The 22,543-nt window shown below is 71.5% G+C and carries 25 protein-coding genes; 15 read left to right on the top strand and 10 right to left on the bottom strand.

What is annotated here, in order from left to right; translation table 11 throughout:
- Nucleotides 1-4 precede the first annotated feature (4 nt).
- The 3 genes from FGD71_RS40325 (at nt 5) to FGD71_RS40315 (ending at nt 4,253) form a co-directional block, all read left to right on the top strand.
- Nucleotides 5-754, top strand: a complete 750-nt coding sequence (locus FGD71_RS40325) for an ABC transporter ATP-binding protein (protein ID WP_119105519.1) — start codon at nt 5-7, stop codon at nt 752-754.
- 39 nt (nt 755-793) lie between these two features.
- Entirely contained in the window at nt 794-2,800 is a 2,007-nt protein-coding gene (locus tag FGD71_RS40320) for an FtsX-like permease family protein (protein WP_119105518.1), read from the top strand.
- A 277-nt stretch (nt 2,801-3,077) separates the two neighbouring features.
- Nucleotides 3,078-4,253: an MFS transporter gene (locus FGD71_RS40315; RefSeq protein WP_119105517.1), complete on the top strand. Its 1,176-nt coding sequence runs from the start codon at nt 3,078-3,080 to the stop codon at nt 4,251-4,253.
- Between the two features lie 11 nt (nt 4,254-4,264).
- Here the strand turns inward: FGD71_RS40315 and FGD71_RS40310 are convergent, their stop codons facing one another.
- Together FGD71_RS40310 and FGD71_RS40305 are read right to left on the bottom strand one after the other, a co-directional pair.
- Nucleotides 4,265-4,534: a DUF6158 family protein gene (locus FGD71_RS40310; RefSeq protein ID WP_119105516.1), complete on the bottom strand. Its 270-nt coding sequence runs from the start codon at nt 4,532-4,534 to the stop codon at nt 4,265-4,267.
- A 17-nt stretch (nt 4,535-4,551) separates the two neighbouring features.
- Nucleotides 4,552-5,115: a hypothetical protein gene (locus FGD71_RS40305; RefSeq protein WP_181359370.1), complete on the bottom strand. Its 564-nt coding sequence runs from the start codon at nt 5,113-5,115 to the stop codon at nt 4,552-4,554.
- 148 nt (nt 5,116-5,263) lie between these two features.
- Between FGD71_RS40305 and FGD71_RS40300 the strand changes: the two genes are divergently transcribed.
- The 6 genes from FGD71_RS40300 (at nt 5,264) to FGD71_RS49810 (ending at nt 8,849) form a co-directional block, all read left to right on the top strand.
- Nucleotides 5,264-5,569, top strand: a complete 306-nt coding sequence (locus tag FGD71_RS40300; RefSeq protein ID WP_119105514.1) for a hypothetical protein — start codon at nt 5,264-5,266, stop codon at nt 5,567-5,569.
- Between the two features lie 591 nt (nt 5,570-6,160).
- Complete coding sequence (locus FGD71_RS40290) at nt 6,161-6,793, top strand: nucleotidyltransferase family protein (protein ID WP_240437015.1); 633 nt, start codon at nt 6,161-6,163, stop codon at nt 6,791-6,793.
- Entirely contained in the window at nt 6,790-7,116 is a 327-nt protein-coding gene (locus tag FGD71_RS40285; protein WP_240437011.1) for a hypothetical protein, read from the top strand. The genes FGD71_RS40290 and FGD71_RS40285 overlap by 4 nt, the downstream gene beginning before the upstream one ends.
- Nucleotides 7,113-7,880: a metallophosphoesterase family protein gene (locus tag FGD71_RS40280; protein WP_119105511.1), complete on the top strand. Its 768-nt coding sequence runs from the start codon at nt 7,113-7,115 to the stop codon at nt 7,878-7,880. The genes FGD71_RS40285 and FGD71_RS40280 overlap by 4 nt, the downstream gene beginning before the upstream one ends.
- Nucleotides 7,881-8,139: 259 nt before the next feature.
- Complete coding sequence (locus FGD71_RS40275) at nt 8,140-8,703, top strand: hemerythrin domain-containing protein (protein WP_119105510.1); 564 nt, start codon at nt 8,140-8,142, stop codon at nt 8,701-8,703.
- A 23-nt stretch (nt 8,704-8,726) separates the two neighbouring features.
- Nucleotides 8,727-8,849, top strand: a complete 123-nt coding sequence (locus FGD71_RS49810; protein ID WP_276147188.1) for a hypothetical protein — start codon at nt 8,727-8,729, stop codon at nt 8,847-8,849.
- Nucleotides 8,850-8,897: 48 nt separating this feature from the next.
- Here FGD71_RS49810 and FGD71_RS40270 read toward each other — a convergent pair whose 3' ends face one another.
- Nucleotides 8,898-9,437, bottom strand: a complete 540-nt coding sequence (locus FGD71_RS40270) for a hypothetical protein (RefSeq protein WP_119105509.1) — start codon at nt 9,435-9,437, stop codon at nt 8,898-8,900.
- A 225-nt stretch (nt 9,438-9,662) separates the two neighbouring features.
- Between FGD71_RS40270 and FGD71_RS40265 the strand changes: the two genes are divergently transcribed.
- The 3 genes from FGD71_RS40265 (at nt 9,663) to FGD71_RS40255 (ending at nt 12,361) form a co-directional block, all read left to right on the top strand.
- Nucleotides 9,663-10,400 carry a maleylpyruvate isomerase family mycothiol-dependent enzyme gene (locus FGD71_RS40265; protein WP_119105508.1) on the top strand — a complete coding sequence of 246 codons (738 nt, stop codon included), beginning with the start codon at nt 9,663-9,665 and terminating at the stop codon, nt 10,398-10,400.
- A gap of 121 nt (nt 10,401-10,521) precedes the next feature.
- Nucleotides 10,522-12,006, top strand: a complete 1,485-nt coding sequence (locus FGD71_RS40260) for an MFS transporter (RefSeq protein WP_119105507.1) — start codon at nt 10,522-10,524, stop codon at nt 12,004-12,006.
- 70 nt (nt 12,007-12,076) lie between these two features.
- On the top strand, nt 12,077-12,361 hold the full coding sequence (locus FGD71_RS40255) for a DUF6332 family protein (RefSeq protein WP_119105506.1): 285 nt from the start codon (nt 12,077-12,079) through the stop codon (nt 12,359-12,361).
- Here the strand turns inward: FGD71_RS40255 and FGD71_RS40250 are convergent.
- From FGD71_RS40250 to FGD71_RS40240, 3 genes are all read right to left on the bottom strand, one after another.
- A complete protein-coding gene (locus FGD71_RS40250) occupies nt 12,322-12,987 on the bottom strand; it encodes a response regulator (RefSeq protein WP_119105505.1) in 666 nt (221 codons plus the stop codon). The genes FGD71_RS40255 and FGD71_RS40250 overlap by 40 nt on opposite strands.
- Nucleotides 12,984-14,279 carry a sensor histidine kinase gene (locus FGD71_RS40245; RefSeq protein ID WP_420878394.1) on the bottom strand — a complete coding sequence of 432 codons (1,296 nt, stop codon included), beginning with the start codon at nt 14,277-14,279 and terminating at the stop codon, nt 12,984-12,986. Before FGD71_RS40245 ends, FGD71_RS40250 begins: the two co-directional genes overlap by 4 nt.
- 83 nt (nt 14,280-14,362) lie before the next feature.
- Nucleotides 14,363-15,097, bottom strand: a complete 735-nt coding sequence (locus FGD71_RS40240) for a TetR/AcrR family transcriptional regulator (RefSeq protein WP_119105503.1) — start codon at nt 15,095-15,097, stop codon at nt 14,363-14,365.
- 129 nt (nt 15,098-15,226) lie between these two features.
- On the opposite strand from FGD71_RS40240, the gene FGD71_RS40235 reads away from it, so the two are divergent.
- Entirely contained in the window at nt 15,227-15,679 is a 453-nt protein-coding gene (locus tag FGD71_RS40235; RefSeq protein WP_119105502.1) for a nitroreductase/quinone reductase family protein, read from the top strand.
- 47 nt (nt 15,680-15,726) lie between these two features.
- Here the strand turns inward: FGD71_RS40235 and FGD71_RS40230 are convergent, their stop codons facing one another.
- Nucleotides 15,727-16,929: a geranylgeranyl reductase family protein gene (locus FGD71_RS40230; RefSeq protein WP_119105541.1), complete on the bottom strand. Its 1,203-nt coding sequence runs from the start codon at nt 16,927-16,929 to the stop codon at nt 15,727-15,729.
- Nucleotides 16,930-17,104: 175 nt separating this feature from the next.
- Here FGD71_RS40230 and FGD71_RS40225 point away from each other — a divergent pair, with 175 nt between their 5' ends.
- Nucleotides 17,105-18,460: a dipeptidase gene (locus FGD71_RS40225; protein ID WP_119105501.1), complete on the top strand. Its 1,356-nt coding sequence runs from the start codon at nt 17,105-17,107 to the stop codon at nt 18,458-18,460.
- Nucleotides 18,461-18,546: 86 nt separating this feature from the next.
- Here the strand turns inward: FGD71_RS40225 and FGD71_RS40220 are convergent, their stop codons facing one another.
- From FGD71_RS40220 to FGD71_RS40210, 3 genes are all read right to left on the bottom strand, one after another.
- Nucleotides 18,547-19,587: an NUDIX hydrolase gene (locus FGD71_RS40220; protein ID WP_119105500.1), complete on the bottom strand. Its 1,041-nt coding sequence runs from the start codon at nt 19,585-19,587 to the stop codon at nt 18,547-18,549.
- A gap of 161 nt (nt 19,588-19,748) precedes the next feature.
- The gene (locus FGD71_RS40215; RefSeq protein WP_119105499.1) at nt 19,749-19,952 is read right to left on the bottom strand and encodes a hypothetical protein; all 204 of its coding nucleotides are present in this window, start codon (nt 19,950-19,952) and stop codon (nt 19,749-19,751) included.
- A gap of 308 nt (nt 19,953-20,260) precedes the next feature.
- Entirely contained in the window at nt 20,261-21,220 is a 960-nt protein-coding gene (locus tag FGD71_RS40210; protein ID WP_119105498.1) for an ROK family protein, read from the bottom strand.
- A 257-nt stretch (nt 21,221-21,477) separates the two neighbouring features.
- Between FGD71_RS40210 and FGD71_RS40205 the strand changes: the two genes are divergently transcribed.
- On the top strand, nt 21,478-22,542 hold the full coding sequence (locus FGD71_RS40205; RefSeq protein ID WP_420878393.1) for a LacI family DNA-binding transcriptional regulator: 1,065 nt from the start codon (nt 21,478-21,480) through the stop codon (nt 22,540-22,542).
- The last annotated feature ends 1 nt before the right edge of the window (nt 22,543 follow it).

Here is a 22,543-nt window from a genome sequence, read left to right as displayed (position 1 = left end):
GATCATGAGCACCGTCCTGGCCGGACACGGCCTCATCAAGAAGTACGGCGCCACCACCGCTCTGGCCGGTGTGGACGTGGAGGTCGGCGAGCGCGACTCACTGGCGATCATGGGTCCGTCGGGCTCCGGCAAGTCCACCCTGCTGCACACCCTGGCCGGCGTCATCCGCCCGGACGAGGGCCAGGTGCTGCTGCGCGGCGAGCGAAGCGAGATGGGGGTCCCCCCGGCCGAAGTCCCCCAGCCTTCGGCCGGGGGTGCCCCCAGGGGGAGGATCGACAACCTCGGCGAGAACAGGCTCAGCGCCCTGCGCCGCAAGCGGTTCGGGTTCGTCTTCCAGTTCGGCCAGCTGCTGCCCGAACTGCCCGCCGAGGAGAACGTCGCCCTGCCGCTGATGCTGGAAGGCACCCCGCGCAAGCAGGCCGTCGCCCGCGCCCGCCGCTGGTTCGCACCGCTGGGCCTGGACGGCCTGGAGAAGCGCCGCCCCGGTCAGCTCTCCGGCGGTCAGGCCCAGCGTGTCGCCATCGCCCGCGCCCTGGTGGTCGAACCGGACGTGGTCTTCGCCGACGAGCCGACCGGCGCCCTGGACCAGCACACCAGCACCGAGGTCATCCAGCTGCTGACGGCCGTGACCCGCGAGTCGGGTGCGGCGCTCGTGATGGTCACCCACGACGCCGACGTCGCCGCCCACTGCGGCCGGATCCTCCACGTGCGGGACGGCCGGATCAGCAGCCACAGCCAGTACACGGTCGGCTGACCGCACCGCACCGCACCGCCCACGTCCCCGGAGACCTCCATGCGTTCCTCCGTCCTGCCCCTGACCTGGCACCTCGTCAGGTCCTCCGGCCGCCGCGGCCTGCAGAGCCGGCTGCTGGCCGCCGTGGTCGCCGCCGTCAGCGCGTTCGTGCTGCTGATGATGATCGCCGTCAGTCTCGGCTCCGGCGAGCGCGCCGACCGCACCGCCTGGCGTACGCCTCAGGCCGCGAAGCACGGCACCGCCATCGAGGCGCTCGCCACGACGTTCGTCCGCCACGAGCCCGTCACCGTCGTGTCGCTGGCCCAGCTGCCCGGCCGCAAGGCCACGCCTGCCCCGCCCGGCCTGAGCACCTTCCCGAAGCGGGGCGAGGTGTACGTCTCCCCGGCGCTGGCCGAGCTGATGCGCGAGCTGCCCGCGGACCAGCTGGCCGACCGACTCCCGAAGCCGGAGTCGTACGGCACGATCGGCGCGGCCGGCCTCGCCGCGCCCGACGAACTCGTCGCCGTCGTGGGACGGGCACCGTCGGACCCGGCGGTGTCCAAGGCGGCCGAGGGCGGCAACTGGTACGACAAGGATCGGACCGCACGTGCCGTGGTCGCCGGCTTCTCCTCCACCGAGCCGAGCCTGTTCACCGGCCTCGACCAGCAGATGGCGGTACTCGGCGTGGCGCTGCTGGTGATGCCCGTGATCGTGCTGGCCGCGGCGGCCGGACGGCTGGGGGCGGCCCGGCGTGAGCAGCGGCTCGCCGCGCTGCGGCTGGCCGGGGCGACCCCGCGGCAGATCATGGCGATGACGGCCGCCGAGGCGGCGGCCGTGGGCGGGGCCGGAGCGCTGACGGGCGCCCTCGCGTACGCGGTGCTGCTGCCCGCGCTCGCCGAGATCCCCTACGGCGTCGGTGGCTGGTACACCGGGCAGCTGTGGGTGGGCCTGCCCTGGTTCGCGGCGGTGGTGCTGGCGGTCACCGCGCTCATCACCGTCAGCGCCGTGACGATGCTGCGTCAGGTCGCCACCTCCCCACTGGGCGTCGCCCAGCAGGCCAACCCGCGCCGTACCCGCATGATCCGGCTCGTCCTGTTCGCCGCGGTGCTGGGCTACGTCCTGTTCACCACGCAGGGCGGGCAGCTCGGCGCCCGGCAGCTGGTCGCCCTGCTGGCGCTGTTCTACGGCGCGTTCTGGCTGTTCGGTCCGTGGGTCGTGGACCGGCTGGGCCGGATCGTGGGCCGTTACGCCCGCCGGCCGGCGACCCTGCTGGCGGCCCGTCGGCTCAGCGACGACCCGAGTGGCGCCTGGCGCACCGTCAGCGGCCTGGTCCTGGCCGGCTTCGTCGCCGGGTTCTTCTCCGTCAGCCAGCTGCAGTTCGGCGGCCCTGAGCAGCAGGGCCAAGTCGCGGTGCTGACCGCGGACTCCGCGGCCACCCGGCGCGCCGCCGCCGAAGCCCGCACGCTCCTGCGCGAGGCGGGCGTCACCGCCACCGTCACCGTCCCCTCCGAGGACGACTTCGGCAGCTCGCTGGGCGGCAGCCCGGGCCTGATCGCCCGCGTCTCCGGCGGCCAGGCCCAGATCGACACCGCCATGACCGTGCTGACCCCCCTCGGAGCGGGCAGGCTGCCGTTCACCCAGGACTATACGAACGCCTCCGACGACGTGGCCCTGGACCGCATCGGCGTGGTCAGCACCGCCACCCTGGTCATGAGCTTCCTGGTCGCCGCCGTCTCGGCCGGTCTGACCGCCGCCGCGAACGTCCTCGACCGACGCCGCGTCTACGGTCTGCTGCGGCTCGCGGGCACTCCGCTGAAGACGCTGGACCGGGCCCGGGCGCGCGAGACGGCCCTCCCCCTGGCCGTCCTGGCCGGCGGCACCACCGCGATGGGCGTCTACGGCGCCTTTCAGTTCAACAAGGCGGCCGACAGCACCATGAACGCCTCCGGCGCTCTGCAACTGGCCGTCTGCGTGGCCGTCGGCACGCTGGCCATGCTCACCGCGATCGGCGCCAGCAGGCCGCTGCTGCGCAAGGTGACGGCCGAGCCGACCCAGACCGCGGACTGACGAACCGGTGNCCAGCAGGCCGCTGCTGCGCAAGGTGACGGCCGAGCCGACCCAGACCGCGGACTGACGAACCGGTGTCAACCTGGGGCAGACCGACGGCGGCCACACCCGACATGGCCGCCGTCGGTCTGCCGCACGGCACCCGCCAGGCGGCTGCGACGGGCCGGCGTCCGCCTCGGCAGTCCCTGCGGGCCCATCGGCTCCCTTGCTTCCGTCACCTCCACCCGCCTAGCCTGACTTTGTGCCGCAAATAAACAAAACCCGAACGCACAACGTCGTGCCGGGCAACGGCAACGACCTCACCCGACTCCGCATCGCCCTCACCACCTTCTTCGCCCTCGACGGCTTCGTCTTCGCCGGCTGGGTCGTCCGCATCCCCGCCATCAAGGAGCAGACCAACGCCTCCGCGAGCGCCCTCGGACTCGCGCTCTTAGGCGTCTCCGCGGGCGCGGTCGTCACGATGACGCTCACCGGCCGGCTCTGCCGCCGCTACGGCAGTCACCCGGTGACCGTGGTCTGCGGCATCCTGCTCTCACTCAGCGTCGCCCTGCCTCCACTCACCCACTCGGCACCCGCCCTCGGCGCAGTACTCCTCGCGTTCGGCGCCGCGTACGGCGGGATCAATGTCGCGTTCAACAGCGCCGCCGTCGACCTGGTGACCGCGCTCGGGCGGCCGATCATGCCGAGCTTCCACGCCGCCTTCAGCCTCGGCGGCATGGTCGGCGCGGGGCTCGGTGGCCTGGTCGCGGGGTCCCTGTCCCCCACCCGCCACCTGTTCGGCCTCACCCTCGTCGGCCTGCTCGTGACCGCCGTCGCGGGGCGCGCCCTGTTACGCCACGAACCCCCGGTCCCCTTACCCCCCGATCGGACACACGACGAGGAACACGTCCCCCGCCGCCTCGACGCCCGCACCCGTGGAATGGTCACCGTCCTCGGTCTGATCGCCCTGTGCACGGCGTACGGCGAGGGCGCCCTCGCCGACTGGGGCGCCCTGCACCTGGAGCAGGACCTGGACGCCCACCCGGGCGTCGCCGCAGCCGGCTACTCCTGCTTCGCCCTCGCCATGACGATCGGCCGACTGACCGGAACGACGCTCCTCGAACGGCTCGGCAGGACCCGGACCGTGGTCGCGGGCGGCACCATGGCCGCGGCCGGCATGCTCGTCGGCTCGCTCGCCCCGTCGGTGTGGGTGGCACTCCTCGGTTTCGCGGTCACGGGCCTCGGCCTCGCCAACATCTTCCCGATCGCCGTCGAACGCGCGGGCACGCTGGCCGGCCCGAGCGGAGTCGCCATCGCCTCGACACTGGGCTACGGCGGCATGCTCCTAGGCCCGCCCGCGATCGGGTTCATGGCGGACTGGTTCTCACTGCCCATCGCCCTCACGAGCGTGGCGGCGCTGGCTGCCGTGGCCGCCGTCATCGGGTTCGCGACGCGTCGCGCGGCGGTGAGCTGACAGTTCGTCCGTCACCTCTCGCGTGCGCGGGCCCCCGCCCGTGTCCGGTCGGCCGTCACCGACCGCTCGGGATTGCGGCGGAGATACTCCTCCTCCAGCTCCGCCGTCCGACGGCTGTGCGCGTCCAGTGCGTCCCGCGAACCGTGCAGGAACGTGTCGTGGCGGGTACGGTGCACGCTCTCCAGCTCCTGGAGCAGGTGCTGGTCGTCCAGCGCGGACGGGTCCAGGCCGGGGGCGAAGCCGTTGCCATGGTTCTGGTGGGTCACGCCGTTCTCCTTCATGCCGGGGACGCGGGGACTCATCCGGTGCCTCCGGCGAGTTCGTTTCCAGTCGTCCCGAACACTGCCTGCGCCTCCTGCAGGCGCAGGTACTCCAGTGTCCGCAGCTGTCGCCGAGCTCGTTCGATCAGCTCGTCGAGCCCTTGTCGGTCGAGGCGCTCGTCACTCTCCGAGAGCCGGTGCAGCGTCCGCCAGCCGGCGGCCTTTCCTTCGACTCCCAGCCGCAGGAACTCGAGCTCCACCACGGAGCTGAGCGGAGAGCGGTGCACAAGACGACCATTGCTTTTCAGGCGCCCGGCCATCTCGACCAACGCCCCCGTATAGATCTTGTAGTGCCGCGCCGGAACATCGAGCCGCCCCATGATGTCCAGCAGGCTCCTCCGGTCCTGGGCGATCTCGGTCGCGATCGGTTCCAACGCCTCGCCGAGCGGAGAGCCACGCAGGGTTCTGGCCATGTACTGGGCGCGCCTGGTGCCGGTGGTCGCCCCGGCCAGATGGTCGTTGAGGTAGATGCCGAGCAGGCTCGTTCGCGTTCCGCCGCCGTGGCGCACCGCTCTCGTTTCGGAGTGCTGCAAGTCAGTCATCCTGGAACAGCCCTCTCTGTGTTGGTTCTGTCCGCCGTAGCCGGCCTTTGCCGGCGAAATCGCACGAGTACCCCGCATACCTCGGCCCACCACCTGTTCATGAGCCCCGGCCCGCATGCCTGGCGGCGGCGAGGGGAATTCAAGGGCCATGGCACTGACCAGGAAGTACGCGGTGGCGGCCTCTGGGCGGTGGTGGGACGAGGACGACGGACGGTGGTTGCCCGCCGGAGAGGTGCACGGCTGGGAGCGGGGCAAGAACCAGACCGTCTGCGGTCTGTCGCTCAGCCGCTCCCAGCTCGCACGTTTCCCAGGCGTCGACTGGACCGACATCTTCCCCGAGTCGGGCGGAGCCGCCGACCGCGTGCGGCGCATCTGCCACCGCTGCGCGTCCGTCTGCGGGCGCCGGGAGGGAGACACACGCCGCGGTCGGCGGCATCTGCACCCACGTCCCTGACCACCTGGCCCGACCGCCGGGCCTGATCGCCGACCCTGATCGCCGGGTCTGGCACGGCCCCGGTGAGGCGCCTCAGCGCCCGGGGGTGACCGGCTGGTGAGGCACCTCAGCCCCCGGTGGTGACCGGCGCGGCAGCGGTGTGATTGATCCGCGCCGCAGTGGAGACCCGTAGTGCCAGCAGAGCCCGCCATGGAAGGGGGCCGATGAGCACTCCACCGACCGACCCCACGCCACCCCGGCCCACTCCGGCGCCGGGACCGACGGATCCACAGCCCGGGCTCGCGCCAGGCCCTCTGCCACCTCCCGAGCCGGCCGCTTGAGCCGGCCGCTTGAGCACCGCTGCACAACAGGACCGCTTGAGTGCCCCCGCACAACAGGACAGGGCCGACGCCGACGGTCCGCTGCGGGAGGGGCCGGCCGGAGCAGGGCTCGTCGGAGGAGGGCTCGTCGGAGGAGGGCTCGTCGGAGGAGGGCTCGTCGGAGACGGCCGACAACGCACGGACGGCGCAGCAGCCGGAGTCCGGAAACGGAGCAGCAGTGACGCAGAACGCGGATGACGCCGCTCTCCCCGGGCGGAAACCAGCTTCTGAACTGCGTCAGACGGGGCAGCCGGTCAAGGACGGCCCTGGGCAGCATCCGCACAGGCAAGGGCTTCCGCCCGACCGCAGCCAGGCGATCCTGCAGGCGGCCAAGCACGTCGCCTCCGTCCTCAAGAAGGGCGGCCACGACTTCGCGCTCGTCGGCAGTGTCGCGGTCTACGCGCACGGCGGAGCCGCCAATTTCCAGCACGACGCCGACTTCTGCATCAGGCCCGAGGACGCCGACGCGGTCGCCGCAACACTGGAGGAAGCCGGCCTGACGGTGTACGCACCGTCCGAGGACTGGCTGCTGAAGGCCAAGTGCCTCGATCAGGACATCGACCTCATCTTCGAGCTGGCTCTTCAGCCGGTCACCACCGAGCTGCTCAGCAGGGCGACCGAACTGTCGGTGGACTCGGTGCACATGCCGGTCCTGGCGCCGACGGACCTGTTGCGCAGTCTGCTCGCCGCCTTCTCAGAACACCACTGCGACTTCGGCGCCGTCCTGCCGATCGCCCGGCAACTGCGCGAGAGGGTCGACTGGGACCAGGTGCGCCGCGAGTTCGATGACGCACCGATGCCGGCCGCCTTCCTCTACCTGCTGGAACGCCTGGAAGTCATCGCACCGCAGGGAGGCCACCGATGAACGCAGCGAGGCCACCGAAGAACGACCATGCCGCACACCCGCCAGGCTCCGGCAGGAGCCCGGTCGGCGCCGGAACGGCTCAGAACACCGAATACCGCATCGCTCATCTGCGAGAACGACTCGCCGCGGAAGAGCCGGGCGAACTGGGCGTACGCGTCGAGGCACGGGGATCGGCCGTGACCGTCACCGGCACCGTCCCCACCGCGCACTGCCGCGATGAGCTCATACACACCGCCAACGAGGAGCTGGCCGGGCTGTCCGTCCACTTCGACATCGTCGTGGCCGAGGCCGTGGCCCCCGATCACCCGGAGGAGGTGTCATGATCCGCGTCGCGGCAGTCGGGGACATCCACATGGGCCTTGACAGCAAGGGCCTGTTCAGGCCGGCGTTCGACACTCTGCCCGACTGCGCCGACCTCCTGCTCCTGGCCGGTGACCTCACCCGTCACGGCACACCGGAGGAGGCCCGGGTGGTCGCCGAGGAGGTGTCCGGTCTGCCGGTTCCGGTCGTCGCCGTGCTCGGCAACCACGACCACCACGAAGAGAAGCCGGAGGAGGTCACCGCCGTCCTCCGTGAAGGGGGTGTGCACGTACTCGAGGGGCAGGGAACGGTCGTCGACATCGACGGCACGCGCGTCGGCATCGCCGGTACCAAGGGCTTCTGCGGCGGGTTCGTGGGCCGCAGTGGCAGCGAGTTCGGCGAACCGCTCATGAAGGAGTTCATCCGGTACACACGTCGCTGCGCCGACGGTCTGCGTACGTCTCTCGACGACTTGGCCGCGCAGGGCTGCGGGACGAGGATCGCCCTCACGCACTACTCCCCGGTGCCGGACACACTGGCCGGCGAGCCGCCGGAGATCCATCCGTTCCTGGGCAGCTACCTCCTCGCCGAGGCGGTCGACACGGCGGGCGCGGACCTGGCCGTCCACGGGCACGCACACGCGGGCCGGGAGCACGGCATGACCAGCGGGGGCGTACCGGTCCGCAACGTCGCGCAGCCCGTCATCCGCCGGGCGTTCAACGTGTACCACCTGCGAAGCCGCGAGGCCCCGGCGACAGCCTCCGCCTCGGCCCGCACGCCCGGCTGAACGACGGAACGACGGAACGACCGGAACGACAGAACGACCGGAACGACAGAACGACCGGAACGATCGGAACGACCGGAACGATCGGAACGACCGGAACGATCGGAACGACCGGAACGATCGGAACGATCGGAACGACGCATGATCCGTCCCGTCGTAAGGAGATCCAGACCGGCGTTAGCTCGCCGACGGCAGGGGCACCCGGAGGGTCGCGACGGTCCCGTCACAGAAACCCGCCGCAGCCGGTACGGAGGTGCTGAACATGGGACACGGAGGAAACGTCATCACCGAGCTGGTGACCGATCACCGGGAGGTCGAGGAGCTTTTCGGCAAGATCGAGGGGCTCCCGCCCGGCGACAAGAACCGCAAGCTCTACGCGGACCAGGCCGTCATCGAGTTGGTGCGCCACTCGGTGGCCGAGGAGGCGTACCTCTACCCGGCCGTACGTCAGTACGTGGCCAACGGCGACGCGGTGGCGGACAAGGAGCTCGACGACCACTCCCGGGCCGAGCAGATCATGAAGGACCTGGAGGGCCACGAGTCGGACGACCCTCACTTCAATCGCCTCATCGGCAACCTGACGACCGAGATTCGCTCGCACATCGCGGACGAGGAGGAGCATCTCTTCCCGATGCTGCGTGACGCGGCCCCCGAGGGAGCCCTGGACGACTTGGGCGAGAAGGTCCGGCAGGCCAAGAAGACGGCACCGACCCGCCCCCACCCGTCCGCCCCCGACAAGCCACCCGCCAACAAGCTCCTGGCCCCGGGCGTCGGACTGGTCGACCGACTGCGCGATGCGATGACGGGTCGCGGCAAGCAGGACTGACGCGTCTGCGAGGGGCCCGGACGATGGGAGACAAGGACCGGATCGCGGAGCTGGCCGAGCAGGTGGACCGGTGGGTGCCGACGGCGTCGATCCTGCACTCCAACGGTGCTGCGAAGGAGGCGAGTCCCCAGGTGTTGCTCAGCTGAGTGACGCGCACGCGTCGCACGGCATCGGGGATCGGCAAGTCCTCCGGCTCAGGCGGTCAGCGCCTCTCCCGGCTTCAGGCGGTCCATGAGGCCGGCGCGATGCAGATCGGCTATGGGCGCGAGAAGGTCCGGGTGGCGCAGCAGCGCCGCCGCCCGCCGGTCGCGTTCGTCCGGTGCGACCAGACGGCGGAACTCGACGGGCGAACGGGCCATGTGTCCGCAGTCGGCGAGGGCGGCCACCGCTGTGGTGGCCAGTGCCGAGTCGATGAGCAGGCAGGCGGCCCAGCTCGCCACGACCTCGTCCACCCAGGTACGCCATGCGTACTCGTCAGCAGCGTCGGCCCCGGTCTCGTACGCGGCCCCGTCCGCGCCGGTGATCCAGTCGAGCCGGGCGGAGCCTCCTGGTCCCGCCATCCCTACGAGAGCGGCATCCATCGGGGTCGGATAGCGCAGCCACGCCGCGACGGTCACGCCCTGCCGGGCCTGGACGTCGGAAAGAGTGGAGTCCAGCGCACCGCCGCCCGACGGGTAGGAATACGTCAGCCACTGAGTCGTCGCCGCTATGAGCGGGGAGAGGTCTGCGAGCACCGGCCCGTCCGCATTGCTGGGTAAATGTCGACGGAAACGCTAGCCCGTGGCCTCCCGCGGGCAAATGGCACGGCCCACGGAAAGGAAGTGGCTTCGACCACACCGCCCAACCGCCGCGTGAGCTGTCGAGCCCGCGTCCCGCCCCCGCCCGAGCGGTGGGCCGTCGAAGCCCAGCCCAGCCCAGCCCTTCCCTTCGAGCGCACTTCATCCGGCAGACTCCCCTACATGGAGATTGAGCGGCTCGTTCAGACGCTGAGCGTGGAAGGCCACGCGTTGGCCCGGGCCGCCGAGGAGGCCGGGACCGAGGCCAAGGTTCCGACCTGTCCCGGCTGGCAGGTGCGGGACCTGGTGCGGCACACGGGCATGGTGCACCGCTGGGCCACGGCGTTCGTCGCCGACGGGCACACCTCGTACCACCCCGACGAGGGCCTGCCCGATCTGGACGGCGCGGAATTGCTGAGCTGGTTTCGCGAGGGCCACCGGCGGCTGGTCGACACGCTCTCCGGCGCCCCGGCCGATGTGGAGTGCTGGAGCTTCCTGCCGGCGCCCTCCCCGCTCGCGTTCTGGGCGCGGCGGCAGGCACACGAGACGACGGTGCACCGGGTCGACGCGGAGTCAGCGCTCGGCGGGGCCCCGAGCGCGATCGCCGTGGACTTCGCGGTCGACGGCATCGACGAGGTACTGCGCGGCTTCCATGCGCGTCCCAAGAGCAGGGTGCGCACGGACGCGGCGCGGGTGCTCAGGGTGCGGGCCGAGGACACGGACGCGGTGTGGACCGTACGGCTGTCGTCCGAGCCGCCCGCTTGCGAGCGGGGCGACACGGCGGAGGCCGACTGCGAAGTGGCGGGTCCCGCCGCCGCGCTCTACCTGTCGCTGTGGAACCGCCGTCCGTTCCCCCGCGTGGCCGGGGACTCCTCGCTGGCGACCCTGTGGCGCGAGAAGTCGGCGGTCACCTGGGGTTGAGCAACCGCCCTGCTCGACGTTCTCCACAGCCGCCGGCCCGCACCGTAACAAGGAATCGCTTATTGTTGCATCCGAATTAAATGCACTTGCATTCAATGCATGCGCATGTACTGTGTGGCGCATGACCTCTCCGCTCACCGCCCCCGCGTCCCAGGAACGCTGGACCCCTCGCCTGTGGGGCACCCTGCTGGTGCTCTGCGCGGCGATGTTCCTGGACGCGCTGGACGTGTCGATGGTCGGCGTAGCCCTGCCGTCCATCGGTTCCGAACTCGATCTCTCCACCTCGACCCTTCAATGGGTCGTCAGCGGCTACATCCTGGGCTACGGCGGACTGCTGCTCCTCGGCGGACGGACCGCCGACCTGCTGGGCCGCCGCCAGGTCTTCCTGGTCGCCCTGGGCGTCTTCGCGCTCGCCTCGCTGCTCGGCGGGCTCGTCGACTCAGGTCCGCTGCTGATCGCCAGCCGCTTCATCAAGGGCCTGAGCGCGGCGTTCACCGCGCCGGCGGGCCTGTCGATCATCACCACGACCTTCGCCGAGGGCCCCCTGCGCAACCGCGCCCTCTCGATCTACACCACCTGCGCCGCCACCGGCTTCTCCATGGGCCTCGTCCTGTCCGGACTGCTCACCGAGGCCAGCTGGCGTCTGACCATGCTGCTGCCGGCGCCCATCGCGGTCGTCGCCCTGCTCGCCGGCCTCAAGCTGCTCCCGCGCAGCGAGCGGGAGAAGGACCACAACGGCTACGACATACCGGGTGCCATCATCGGCACGGCGTCGATGCTGCTGCTCGTCTACACCGTCGTCCAGGCCCCGGAGGCAGGCTGGGCCTCGGCCCGCACACTCCTGTCGTTCCTCGCCGTCGCCGTCCTCCTCACCGTCTTCGTCCGGATCGAACGACGCTCCCCGGGTCCGCTGATCCGGCTCGGCGTTCTGCGCTCCGGCAGCCAGCTCCGGGCCCAGCTCGGCGCGATGACGTTCTTCGGCTCGTACATCGGCTATCAGTTCCTGGCCACGCTGTACCTGCAGTCGCTGCTCGGCTGGTCGGCCCTGGAGACCGCGCTCGCCTTCCTGCCCGCGGGCGCGCTGGTCGCACTGTCCGCCACCAAGATGGGCGCCGTCGTCGACCGGTTCGGCACCCGGCGGCTGATTCCGGTCGGCTTCGCCCTGATGGTCCTCGGGTACGCGCTGTTCCTGCGCGTCAGCCTCGACCCGGTGTACGCGGCGGTGATCCTGCCGACGATGCTCCTCATCGGCGCCGCGTGCGCGCTGGTCTTCCCCTCGCTCAACATCCAGGCCACCAACGGCGTGGACGACCACGAGCAGGGCATGGTCTCGGGCCTGCTCAACACCTCGGTGCAGGTGGGCGGCGCCATCTTCCTGGCGGTCGTGACGGCCGTCGTGACCGCGAGCGCCTCCGAGGGCTCCTCTCCGCAGGCCGTTCTCGACAGCTACCGCACGGGACTGATCGTGGTGACGGCGATCGCGGTGGCGGGGCTGCTCATCACGGCCACGGGGCTGCGCACCCGGCGTACGCGCCACCCCCAGCGGACGGTCCTCGTCGCCAAGTCCGAGGACGTGCAGGAGGAGCGGGTGCCGGTCCGCGACTGACGACCACTCAAGTACGTGCGCCCGGCCGCCTCTTCTTGCCCGGCCGGGCGCAGGCTGTGAGACTCGGCGCATGGCGAACAGCAGGGGCCGGCGGACACAGGCCGAGCGGGACGCGATCACCGTCGAGATCGGATACGCGCTGTGCAGCGCTGCGTTCGCGGCGGCCGTCCTCTTCGGGGCCGTGGCCGGCCCGGCACTCCTCTTCGATGTGCCGGACGCCGTCAAAGGCCCGCTGCTCCGCACCGGGGCAGGACTCGCGCTCGGTGTCTTCGTCGTCCGAGTGGTCAGTGTGCTGGTTCGTTTCCGGCGCGGGCCTCAGCCCAGCCAGCCCGGCCGCACCAACCCCGACTCATAGGCCAGCACGACCAGTTGGGCCCGGTCCCGAGCGCCCAGCTTCACCATCGTGCGGCTCACATGGGTCTTCGCCGTGAGGGGACTGACAACCAGCCGCCGGGCGATCTCCTCGTTGGACAGCCCGATCCCGACCAGGGCCATCACCTCCCGCTCCCGCTCCGTGAGTTCGGCGAGTGACTGCGCTGCCGCGGGCTCCTTGGACCTGGCCGCGAACTCGGCGATGAGCCGCCGCGTCACGCCGGGCGACAGCAGCGCGTCACCCTCGACCACCGCCCTGAGCGCGCGCAGGAGTTCGTCCGGTTCGGTGTCCTTGACGAGGAAGCCGGACGCTCCGGAACGGATGGCCTCGAAGACGTACTCGTCGAGCTCGAAGGTGGTGAGCATGACCACCTTGACGTTCTTCAGATCGGCGTCGTCGGTGATGCGGCGGGTCGCGGCGAGGCCGTCGAGCAGAGGCATACGGATGTCCATCAGCACGACATCGGGGCGCAGTTCGCGCACCGCGCGCAGCGCCTCCTCACCGTCGGCGGCCTCCCCGGCCACCTCGATGTCCGGCTGCGCGCCGAGGAGCGCCTTGAAGCCTGCGCGCACCAGTGACTGGTCGTCGGCGAGCAGTACACGGATCACCGGTCCTCCTTGGCCTTGACTTCGATCGGCAGCACCGCCAGCACCCGGAAGCCGCCGTCCTCGCGCGGTCCGGCCTCGATCGTGCCACCCAGGGCCGCGGCCCGCTCCCGCATTCCGGCCAGCCCGTTGCCGCTGCCACCCGCGTCCTCGCCGGTCGCCGGTCCGTCGTCGTCGATACGGAGCCTCAGGGCGCCGCCCGTGTAGTCGAGGACCACGCGCGCGTGCCGCGAACCGGAGTGCCGCACCACGTTGGTCAGCGCCTCCTGGACGATGCGGAACGCGGCGAGGTCCGCACCCGGCGGCAGGCCCCGGCGCTCCCCCTCGGTCTCGACGCCGACCGTCAGTCCGGCGCCCGCCGCCTGCTCGACGAGTTCGGGCAGCCGATCGAGGCCGGGCGCCGGCGCGCGCGGCGCGTCGCCGGGCGTGCGCAGCGTGTCGAGCACCTGGCGTACCTCCCCCAGGGCCTCCTTGCTCGCCGCCTTGATGGTGGTGAGCGCGGTACGGGCCTGTTCCGGATCGGCGTCGAGCAGCGCGAGGCCCACGCCCGCCTGGACGTTGATGACCGAGATGCTGTGCGCCAGCACGTCGTGCAGCTCGCGGGCGATCCGCAGTCGCTCCTCGTCGGCGCGCCGCTCGGCGGCCTGCCGGCGCTCCGCCCGTTCCCGGTCCCACTGCTCACGGCGTACGCGGACGAGCTCGGAGACCGCGGCGATGGCCACCATCCAGGCGGCGACAGAGATGTCCTCGCCCCAGGAGGCCTCCGTACCGTCGTTCCCCGGCAGCCACTGGTAGAGCCAGTGCCCCACCAGCAGCTGGGTCACCCACAGCGTGCCGAGCGCCGCCCAGGCAGCCCTTCGATGCCCGGCGACGACGGCGCTGAAGCAAGCGAGGGCAACAGTCAGGAAGATCGGGCCGTACGGATATCCGGCGCCGAAGTAGAGGATCGCCGCCGCCGCGGTACCGGACATCACGAGGACCGGATACCGATGCCGCCACAGGAGCAGAACGCTCCCCGTGAGCAGCAGCGCTCGCGCGGCGAGGTCGAGGGGCTCACGCTCGGGCTGCTCGTGCGCGGCGAATTCGCTGCCGACGAGCACGAACACGGTGAGCAGCAGCGTCGAGCGCCAAGGCCATCGAGTGCGGCTCCCCTCCTCCCCGTCGCGACGGTTCCACCACGGAGGATGGTGAGGCCCTCGCCACGGCGGCCCGGCGTGCTCCCGCCCCAGTGGCCCGCCCCGCGACCAGGGCGGGCCACCGCACCGGCGTGTGCGCTGCTCTTCCATGCCTGCCACGCTAGACGCCACGGCCTGCCCCGGCGTCCGCCGAGCGTGGTGATCACACGTACTCCCGGCGGAGTACCCGGAGGCGGCCGCCGTCAGGACCCCGGCCTGTTGCCGCCGCCTGCCGTGCCGCCGCCCTGAGGGAACACCAGGCCCACGCCGTGGCCGAGCCGGGTCGCCGCGTTCCGGAAGAACGCCTCCCGGTCCTCGACCACGCGGTGGAACTGCCCGAACAGCTCGAAGCCGATCAGCCCGAACAGCTGCGCCCACGCCGCGACGAGCGCCGTCACGGCCTCCGGCGGCAGATCGGGCGCGAGGTCCTCGGCCATCCGCCGGGCCTCGGGCTCGAGTTCGGCGGGCAGCGGGGTGAGCGCGACGCCGCGTCCCTGGTGCGCGTCCCGGACGATGTCGATGAGCAGCAGCCCGACGCGGGACGCCGCCGGCACGGTCGAGTCCGGCGCCGCGTACCCGGGCACGGGCGAGCCGTAGATCAGCGCGTACTCGTGCGGATGCGCCAGCGCCCAGCCGCGTACCGCCTCGCACACCGCGGCCCAGCGGCGGATCGGGCCGTCGGCGGCGACCTTGCCGTGCGCCGCCTCCGCGGTCGCGCCGAGCGAGTCGTAGGCGTCGGTGATGAGCGCGGTCAACAGGTCGTCACGGCTGGGGAAGTAGCGGTACAGCGCGGAGGAGACCATGCCGAGTTCGCGGGCCACGGCCCGGAGCGAGAGTTTGGCGGCGCCTTCCTTCGCGAGCTGTCTGCGCGCCTCGTCCTTGATGGCCGCGGTGACTTCGATCCGGGCGCGGGCGCGGGCTCCTCGTGCGGTACTCATGCGAGGCAGTGTCCCATGCTTTCGAGAGCAGCGCACACAATCGAGAGCACTGCTCTTGCTTTGGATCACCGATCTCGTGCACACTGCTCTCAAGCGAGAGCACCGCTCTCTCAAACAGTGGGAGTCACCATGTCGTCGTCGCCGTACTACCTCAAGGGCAGCCCGCTCAACGTCCGCCTGAACAGCGTCATCGGCTGGCTCGCCCGGCACGGCATCAGCCTCATGGGCTCCGCCGAGATGTCGGTGCGCGGCCGCAAGAGCGGTCAGATGCAGCGCATCCCCGTCAACCCGCACACCTACGAAGGAACCCAGTACCTGGTCTCGGCCCGCGGCCACTCCCAGTGGGTGCGCAACATGCGGGTCGCTGGCGGCGGCGAGCTGCGCGTCGGCCGGAAGGTCCGCACGTTCGAGGCGGTGGAGCTCCCCGACGAGGAGAAGCTCCCGATCCTGCGCACCTACCTGGAGAAGTGGGGCTGGGAGGTCAACCAGTACTTCCAGGGGGTCACGGCCAAGTCCACCGACGAGGAACTGATCGCGGCCGCCGCCGACCACCCCGTCTTCCGGATCACCGTCACATCGTGACCGGCGCCCCGATCGCCCCTGTCCCTGTCCCTGCCCCCTTCTCCTGCCTACCGGTCGAGCGCGGTGAGAGCGCGCCCTGCCATCGGGTGGGTGCGGACGATCTCCCCGATTGAGGTGGAGCCGCGGGTGATGCCGACGAAGGCCTTCCAGGCGGGCCGGAACCCGGTGATGGCCGTGTGGAAGAGGCCGGGGCGACGCTCGAAGACCGTCAGCAGCCGCTTGCCCACGCTCATCTCCACCCCGAGCCCCGCCTTGACGGCGAAGGCGTAGTTCAGGGCCTGGCGCCGGGTGTCCACGGCGTCGTGCGCCTCGGCGATCCGTACCGCCCACTCCCCCGCGAGCCGCCCCGAGCGCAGGGCGAACGAGATGCCCTCGCGGGTCCACGGCTCCAGGAGGCCCGCCGCGTCCCCGCACACCAGCACCCGTCCGCGCGACAGCGGTGAGTCGTCGGCACGGCAGCGCGTCAGATGCCCCGACGAGATGCTCGGCTCGAAACCGGCCAGCCCGAGCCGGGCAATGAAGTCCTCCAGGTACCGCTTGGTGGCGGCTCCTTCACCACGCGCCGAGATCACACCGACGGTGAGCGTGTCGCCCTTGGGGAAGACCCACCCGTAACTGCCGGGAATGGGGCCCCAGTCGATGAGGACACGCCCCTTCCAGTCCTCGGCGACGGTCTCCGGGACGGGGATCTCCGCTTCCAGACCGAGGTCGACCTGGTCCAGCTTCACCCCGACATGCGCTCCTATCCGGCTGGCACTGCCGTCCGCGCCCACCACGGCACGCGCCAGCAGTGTCTCGCCGTCCTGCAGTACGACGGCCACGGTGCGCCGGTCCGGTACGGCGGATCCATGCTGTTCCACCCGCGAGACCGTGGCACCGGTGCGCAGTTCGGCGCCCGCCTTCTGCGCGTGCTCGACGAGCTGCTGGTCGAACTCGGGCCGGTTGATGAGCCCGAAGAGCGTGTGCCGGGAGCGGCGGGTGCGGGTGAACTTGCCGTCGAGCGAGAACGTGACCGCCTGCACCCGGTCCCGGAGCGGCAGCTCGAAGCCGGGCGGCAGGGCGTCTCGCGAGGGGCCGATGATGCCGCCGCCGCACGTTTTGTAGCGGGGCAGCTCCGCCTTCTCCAGCAACAGGACGCGACGCCCCGCGACCGCTGCCGCATAGGCCGCCGAGGCGCCCGCAGGCCCCGCGCCGACCACGACGACGTCCCATACCCGCTGTGCGTCGTCCGAAGAGTTCTCGCTGCTCACGATGGTCTGCTGCTCCGATCCAGCCGCCTGCCGCACCTACCTCACGCATCCTACGGGCGGCGCCCGGCGAAGACCGCTGTGGGAGTATCGGCAGCGTATGCGCGAGGCGCACCCGTACGCACGTGCATCCCACCCGTACCCATCCGTACAACGTCGCACCTACGAGGAGCGTGCCATGTCGTCGAATCCGGTCGCCGAGACCGTCGCCTCACTGATACCCAGGGCGAAGGCGGAGCTCACCGAGCTGGTGGCCTTCAAGTCGGTGGCGGACTTCGACCAGTTCCCCAGGAGCGAGAGCGAGGGCGCCGCGAACTGGGTGGCCGAAGCGCTGCGCGCCGAGGGTTTCCAGGAGGTGGCGCTGCTCGACACCCCGGACGGCACGCAGTCGGTGTACGGCTTCCTGCCCGGGCCCGAGGGCGCGAAGACCGTGCTGCTGTACGCGCACTACGACGTGCAGCCGCCGCTCGACGAAGCGGCTTGGCTGACACCGCCGTTCGAGCTGACGGAGCGCGACGGCCGCTGGTACGGGCGAGGAGCCGCCGACTGCAAGGGCGGCTTCGTCATGCATCTGCTGGCCCTGCGCGCACTCAAGGCGAACGGCGGACTCCCCGTCAACGTCAAGGTGATCGCGGAGGGTTCGGAGGAGCAGGGCACGGGCGGTCTGGAGCGGTACGCCGAGCAGCACCCGGAGCTGCTCACCGCCGACGCGATCGTCATCGGCGACTCCGGCAACTTCCGGGTCGGCCTGCCCACGGCCACCTCGGCGCTGCGCGGTATGACGATGGTGCGCGTCCAGGTCGACACCCTTGAAGGCAACCTGCACTCGGGGCAGTTCGGCGGCGCGGCGCCCGACGCGCTGGGCGCGTTGATCCGCGTACTGGACTCGCTGCGCGCAGAGGACGGCTCGACGACCGTCGACGGGCTCACGAGCGATGCCCGGTGGGAGGGCCTGCAGTACGAGGAAGCCCAGTTCCGCCAGGACGCCAAGGTGCTCGAGGGTGTGGAACTGATCGGCTCCGGCACGATCGCCGACCGTATCTGGGCGCGCCCAGCCGTGACCGTGCTCGGCATCGACTGCCCGCCGGTGGTCGGCGCCACCCCGTCCGTGCAGGCGGGCGCCCGCGCGCTGATCAGCCTGCGGGTGCCGCCGGGCGTGGACGCCGTGGAGGCGACCAAGCTGCTCCAGGCGCATCTGGAGGCGCACACGCCGTGGGGCGCGCGGGTGCGGACGGAACAGATCGGCCAGGGCCAGGCGTTCCGTGCCGACACCTCCAGCCCGGCGTACGCGGCGATGGCCGAGGCGATGAGCGTCGCGTACGACGGGGCGGAGATGCAGTACGCGGGGCAGGGCGGCTCCATCCCCCTGTGCAACACCCTCGCGTCCCTGTACCCGCGGGCGGAGATCCTCCTGATCGGCCTGAGCGAGCCGGAGGCGCAGATCCACGCCGTGAACGAGAGTGTGTCGCCGGAGGAGTTGGAGCGCCTCGCCGTCGCGGAGGCTCTGTTCCTGCGCAACTACGCGGCGGGCTGAGCTGGTTCGGCGGGAGCGGCCCGGCCGACGTACGGCTGAGGTCTGGTGCGACCGGGCCCGTACCGCCGCTCAGCCCACGGGCGCTCCTATCCCACGGGCACCCCGGCCTCCAGGTACAGTGCGGCTCCCCGTTCCCGTGCGCGCAGCGCCCAGCGCAGCCGCTCGTAGCGGACGGGGGGCAGCAAAGTGGCGGCCTCCTCCTCGGTGACGAAGCGCCAGCCGCGCAGTTCGGGGCCCGGCAGCAGCATCCGCCGGGCCGCTTCGCCGTCGAGCCGTCCACCGTCGAACAGGAGGCGCAGTCCGCCGTAGCCGGGGGGCCTGGGCGATTCCCAGTCGACGACCAACAGGCTGGGGACGTCGTCGAGTTGGATGCCGGTCTCCTCGGCGACCTCGCGCATACCGGCACGCGCGGGCGCCTCGCCGCGTTCGACGACGCCGCCGGGGAACTCCCAGCCGGCCTTGTAGGTCGGATCGACGAGGAGCACACGGTCGTGCTCGTCGAAGAGAAGCACGCCTGCGGCGACGGTCTCCGCGGTGGGCTCAGGGGTCTGCACGATGTCGCAGACGGGGACGGCGCCGGTGCGCACGGCGTCGGCGACCCGCTCGGCGGCCTCGTACGGGGTGAGCGCGCTGGTGTCGACGGGGTGGGCGTCAGCGGTGAGCCAGCCGGCCAGGGCGGCGCGGTAGGGCTCGATGTGGTCGTACGACCACTGGCGTACCCGTATCTCCCCGTCGGGAAGGTCGGGTGGCACCTCGCGGTCGGCTATTCGCTCCCGCAGGATCGTTTCCGCCGGGGCGAGGAGCACATGGCGTACCGGAATCCTTCGTGAGGCGAGTCCGCCGAAGATCTCGTCGCGGTAGTCCTGGCGCAGCAGGGTCATGGGCACCACCAGGACGCCGCCGAGTTCGGCCAGCAGCGCGGCCGCGGTGTCGACCACGAGCCGCCGCCAGATCGGCAGGTCCTGGAAGTCGCCGACCTCGGCGAGGTGCTTGGGCGGCAGCAGTTGCGTCAGCCCGGCTCCGATGAGCTCGGGGTCGAAGAGTGTGCTGTTCGGGATCAGGTCGATCAGTTCCCGTGCGGTGGTGGTCTTCCCCGCACCGAACGCACCGTTGATCCAGACGATCACGGTTCCCCCTCTTCTGTTGGCCCCCTGAGGCTTGCCCTCCACCCTGCCATGAAAACCAGGCCCTGATGAGGACGCCTTCCGCAGGGCCGGAGACAAGCGGAAGCCCGGCCGGGAGGGCCGGGCTTCGGGTCGGGACGTGGCCGACGAGGGCCGATGGTCGGTCAGTTCTTCAACTGCTGGTCCAGGACGGCGTTGTCGGGGGCCAGGCCGCTGCCGTCGTCGACCGTCTTGTCCAGCGCGCTGAGCGTGTCCGGCACCTCGACGTTGCCGAGGGCATCGCTGTCGAGGGAGTGGGACGGGGTGACGGCAGCCACCACGAATCCGGCGGCGAGGGACGCGACGGCGAGCATGCTTCGCTTCTTCATGCCCGGCTCAACTGAGAAACGCGGCACAAGTCACGGTGTCGGAACCAGGAAGGGCAGGCGACACCCTCCTTGCCGGGAGCTGTCCCGAGGGGACCCGCGCGCCACACCGCGACGCCCTGCGCTGTGCGAGGGCCCGTCTGGGTACATGGCCAACTCCGGCCCGGCAGGCGGCTTTCCTGGCGGGCATCGCGTCGGTCTGCTGGCCAGGGGGGCGCCAGCGGCACCGCACCGCTCGGCGGCACCGCTCGGCGGCCGCCCCGGCGTGGCCCCAACTCGCGCCCCTCCCTCCGCGGATCGCGCCGGAGGCGTCAGCTCGCGAGTCCCGCCGTAGGCGCGTCCTCCCGGCGCCGCAGAGCCGCCGCGGCCGCTCCGACCAGGCCCGCGTCCGTGCCCATCACGGCGGGCGCCACGGTCAGGCGCTGCACGAAGGACAGCGTCGCGTACTGACGGAGCGCGTCGCGCAAGGGCGTGAACAGGATGTCTCCCGCCTTGCCCACTCCCCCGCCGATCACCGCGATGTCGATCTCCACCAGGGTCGCGGTCGCCGCGATGCCGGCCGCCAGTGCCCGGGCGGCCCGCTCGAAGGAGGCGATCGCGACGGAGTCACCGGCGCGGGCGGCGGCGGCCACCGCGGCTGCCGAGGTGTCACCGTCGGCGCCGGGCTGCCAGCCGCCCTCAAGGGCGCGGCGTGCGATGTTGGGCCCGCTCGCGATGCGCTCGACGCAGCCTCGCGACCCGCACGGGCAGAGGTCACCGTCGAGATCCACACTGATGTGACCGATGTGACCGGCGTTGCCCGTGGGCCCTGGGTGCAGCCGGCCGCCCAGGACCAGACCGCCGCCGACACCTGTCGAGACGACCATGCACAGCGCGTTGTCGTGGCCGCGGGCCGCGCCCTGCCAGTGCTCGGCCGCCGTGATCGCCACACCGTCGCCGATCAGCTCCACGGGCAGCCCGCCGGTGACGGCACGGACGCGTTCGACCAGCGGATAGTCGCGCCAGCCGGGGACGTTCACCGGGCTCACGGTGCCCGCCGAGGCGTCCACCGGGCCCGCGCTGCCGATGCCTAGTGCCGTGGCGCGGCTCCACAACGGCGAGCCGGTCAGATCGCCGAGCACGGCTTCGACGGCCCGCATCACGGTGTGTCCGTCCCCTTGCGCGGGCGTCGCGCGCTGCGCACGCAGGAGGATCCCGCCATGGCCGTCCACGAGCGCTCCGGCGATCTTGGTGCCGCCGATGTCGAGCGCGGCCACGAGGTCGGTGTGCATCAGTGTCTGATCTCCCGGTGCAGTTTTCTCTCCGAGGGTCCCCCGGCGTACGTCCGGGGGTGCCCTGAATCTCTCCGGGAGCGACCCCGGGCACCCGGCCGGACGAAACAGATAGCACGACTGGCCCCGAAGCAGTGCGGGCCGGAGTGCGCGAGGGATAGTCTCCTCGCAGCTGACAACGTTGTCCAGGCTCTATGCTCGACGCCACATCCCAGTGAGCACCTCCGGCCGACGCACCCCGTGGACCAGTGGACCAAGTGGACTACAGGACAGGACAGCCCATCGTGACCCAGACCGCCCACCGACCCGACAACCGATACGGCAACCGTCCGACCATGAAGGACGTCGCGGCGCGTGCCGGAGTCGGCCTCAAGACGGTGTCGCGTGTAGTCAACGGCGAGCCGGGGGTCACCCCGGACACCGAGCGCCGGGTGCGGGAGGCGATCGACGCGCTGGGCTTTCGCCGCAACGACAGCGCGCGGGTGCTGCGCAAGGGACGTACCGCGAGCATCGGCCTCATCCTGGAGGACCTCGCCGACCCCTTCTACGGCCCGCTCAGCCGCGCGGTCGAGGAGGTGGCCCGCGCCCACGGCGCCCTGCTGATCAACGGCTCGAGCGCCGAGGACCCGGACCGCGAGCAGGAGCTGGCCCTCGCGCTGTGCGCGCGCCGCGTGGACGGGCTCGTCGTCATCCCGGCCGGTGACGACCACCGCTATCTGGAGCCGGAGATAAAGGCGGGCGTCGCCACGGTCTTCGTGGACCGCCCCGCCGGACAGATCGACGCGGACGTCGTCCTGTCCGACAACTTCGGCGGTGCGCGCGACGGCGTCGCCCACCTCATCGCCCACGGCCACCGCCGTATCGGGTTCATCGGCGACATGCCCCGCATCCACACGGCCGCCGAGCGGCTGCGCGGCTATCGCACCGCCATGGAGGACGCGGGCGTTCCCGTCGAGGAGGCCTGGATGTCCCTGGGGGCCACCGATCCGCAGCGGGTCCGCCGGGCCGCCGAAGCCATGTTGTCGGGCCCCTCCCCCGTCACCGCGATCTTCACGGGCAACAACCGTGTGACGGTCACGGTCGTCCGCGTCCTCGCCGAGCGCACCCGCCCCGTCGCCCTCGTCGGTTTCGACGACATCGAACTCGCCGACCTCCTCCAGCCCGGCGTCACCGTCGTCGCCCAGGACGCCGCCCGGCTCGGCCGCACAGCCGCCGAGCGCCTCTTCCGCCAACTCGACGGCACTCTCCTCCTCCCGGAGCGCATCGAACTCCCGACCAGGCTGATCACCCGTGGCTCGGGTGAACTGCCGCCCGCGGGCTGAC

The organism is Streptomyces sporangiiformans, assembly GCF_005768555.2.
Taxonomy (GTDB): domain Bacteria; phylum Actinomycetota; class Actinomycetes; order Streptomycetales; family Streptomycetaceae; genus Streptomyces; species Streptomyces sporangiiformans.
This window is presented reverse-complemented; position numbering and strand designations above follow the sequence as displayed.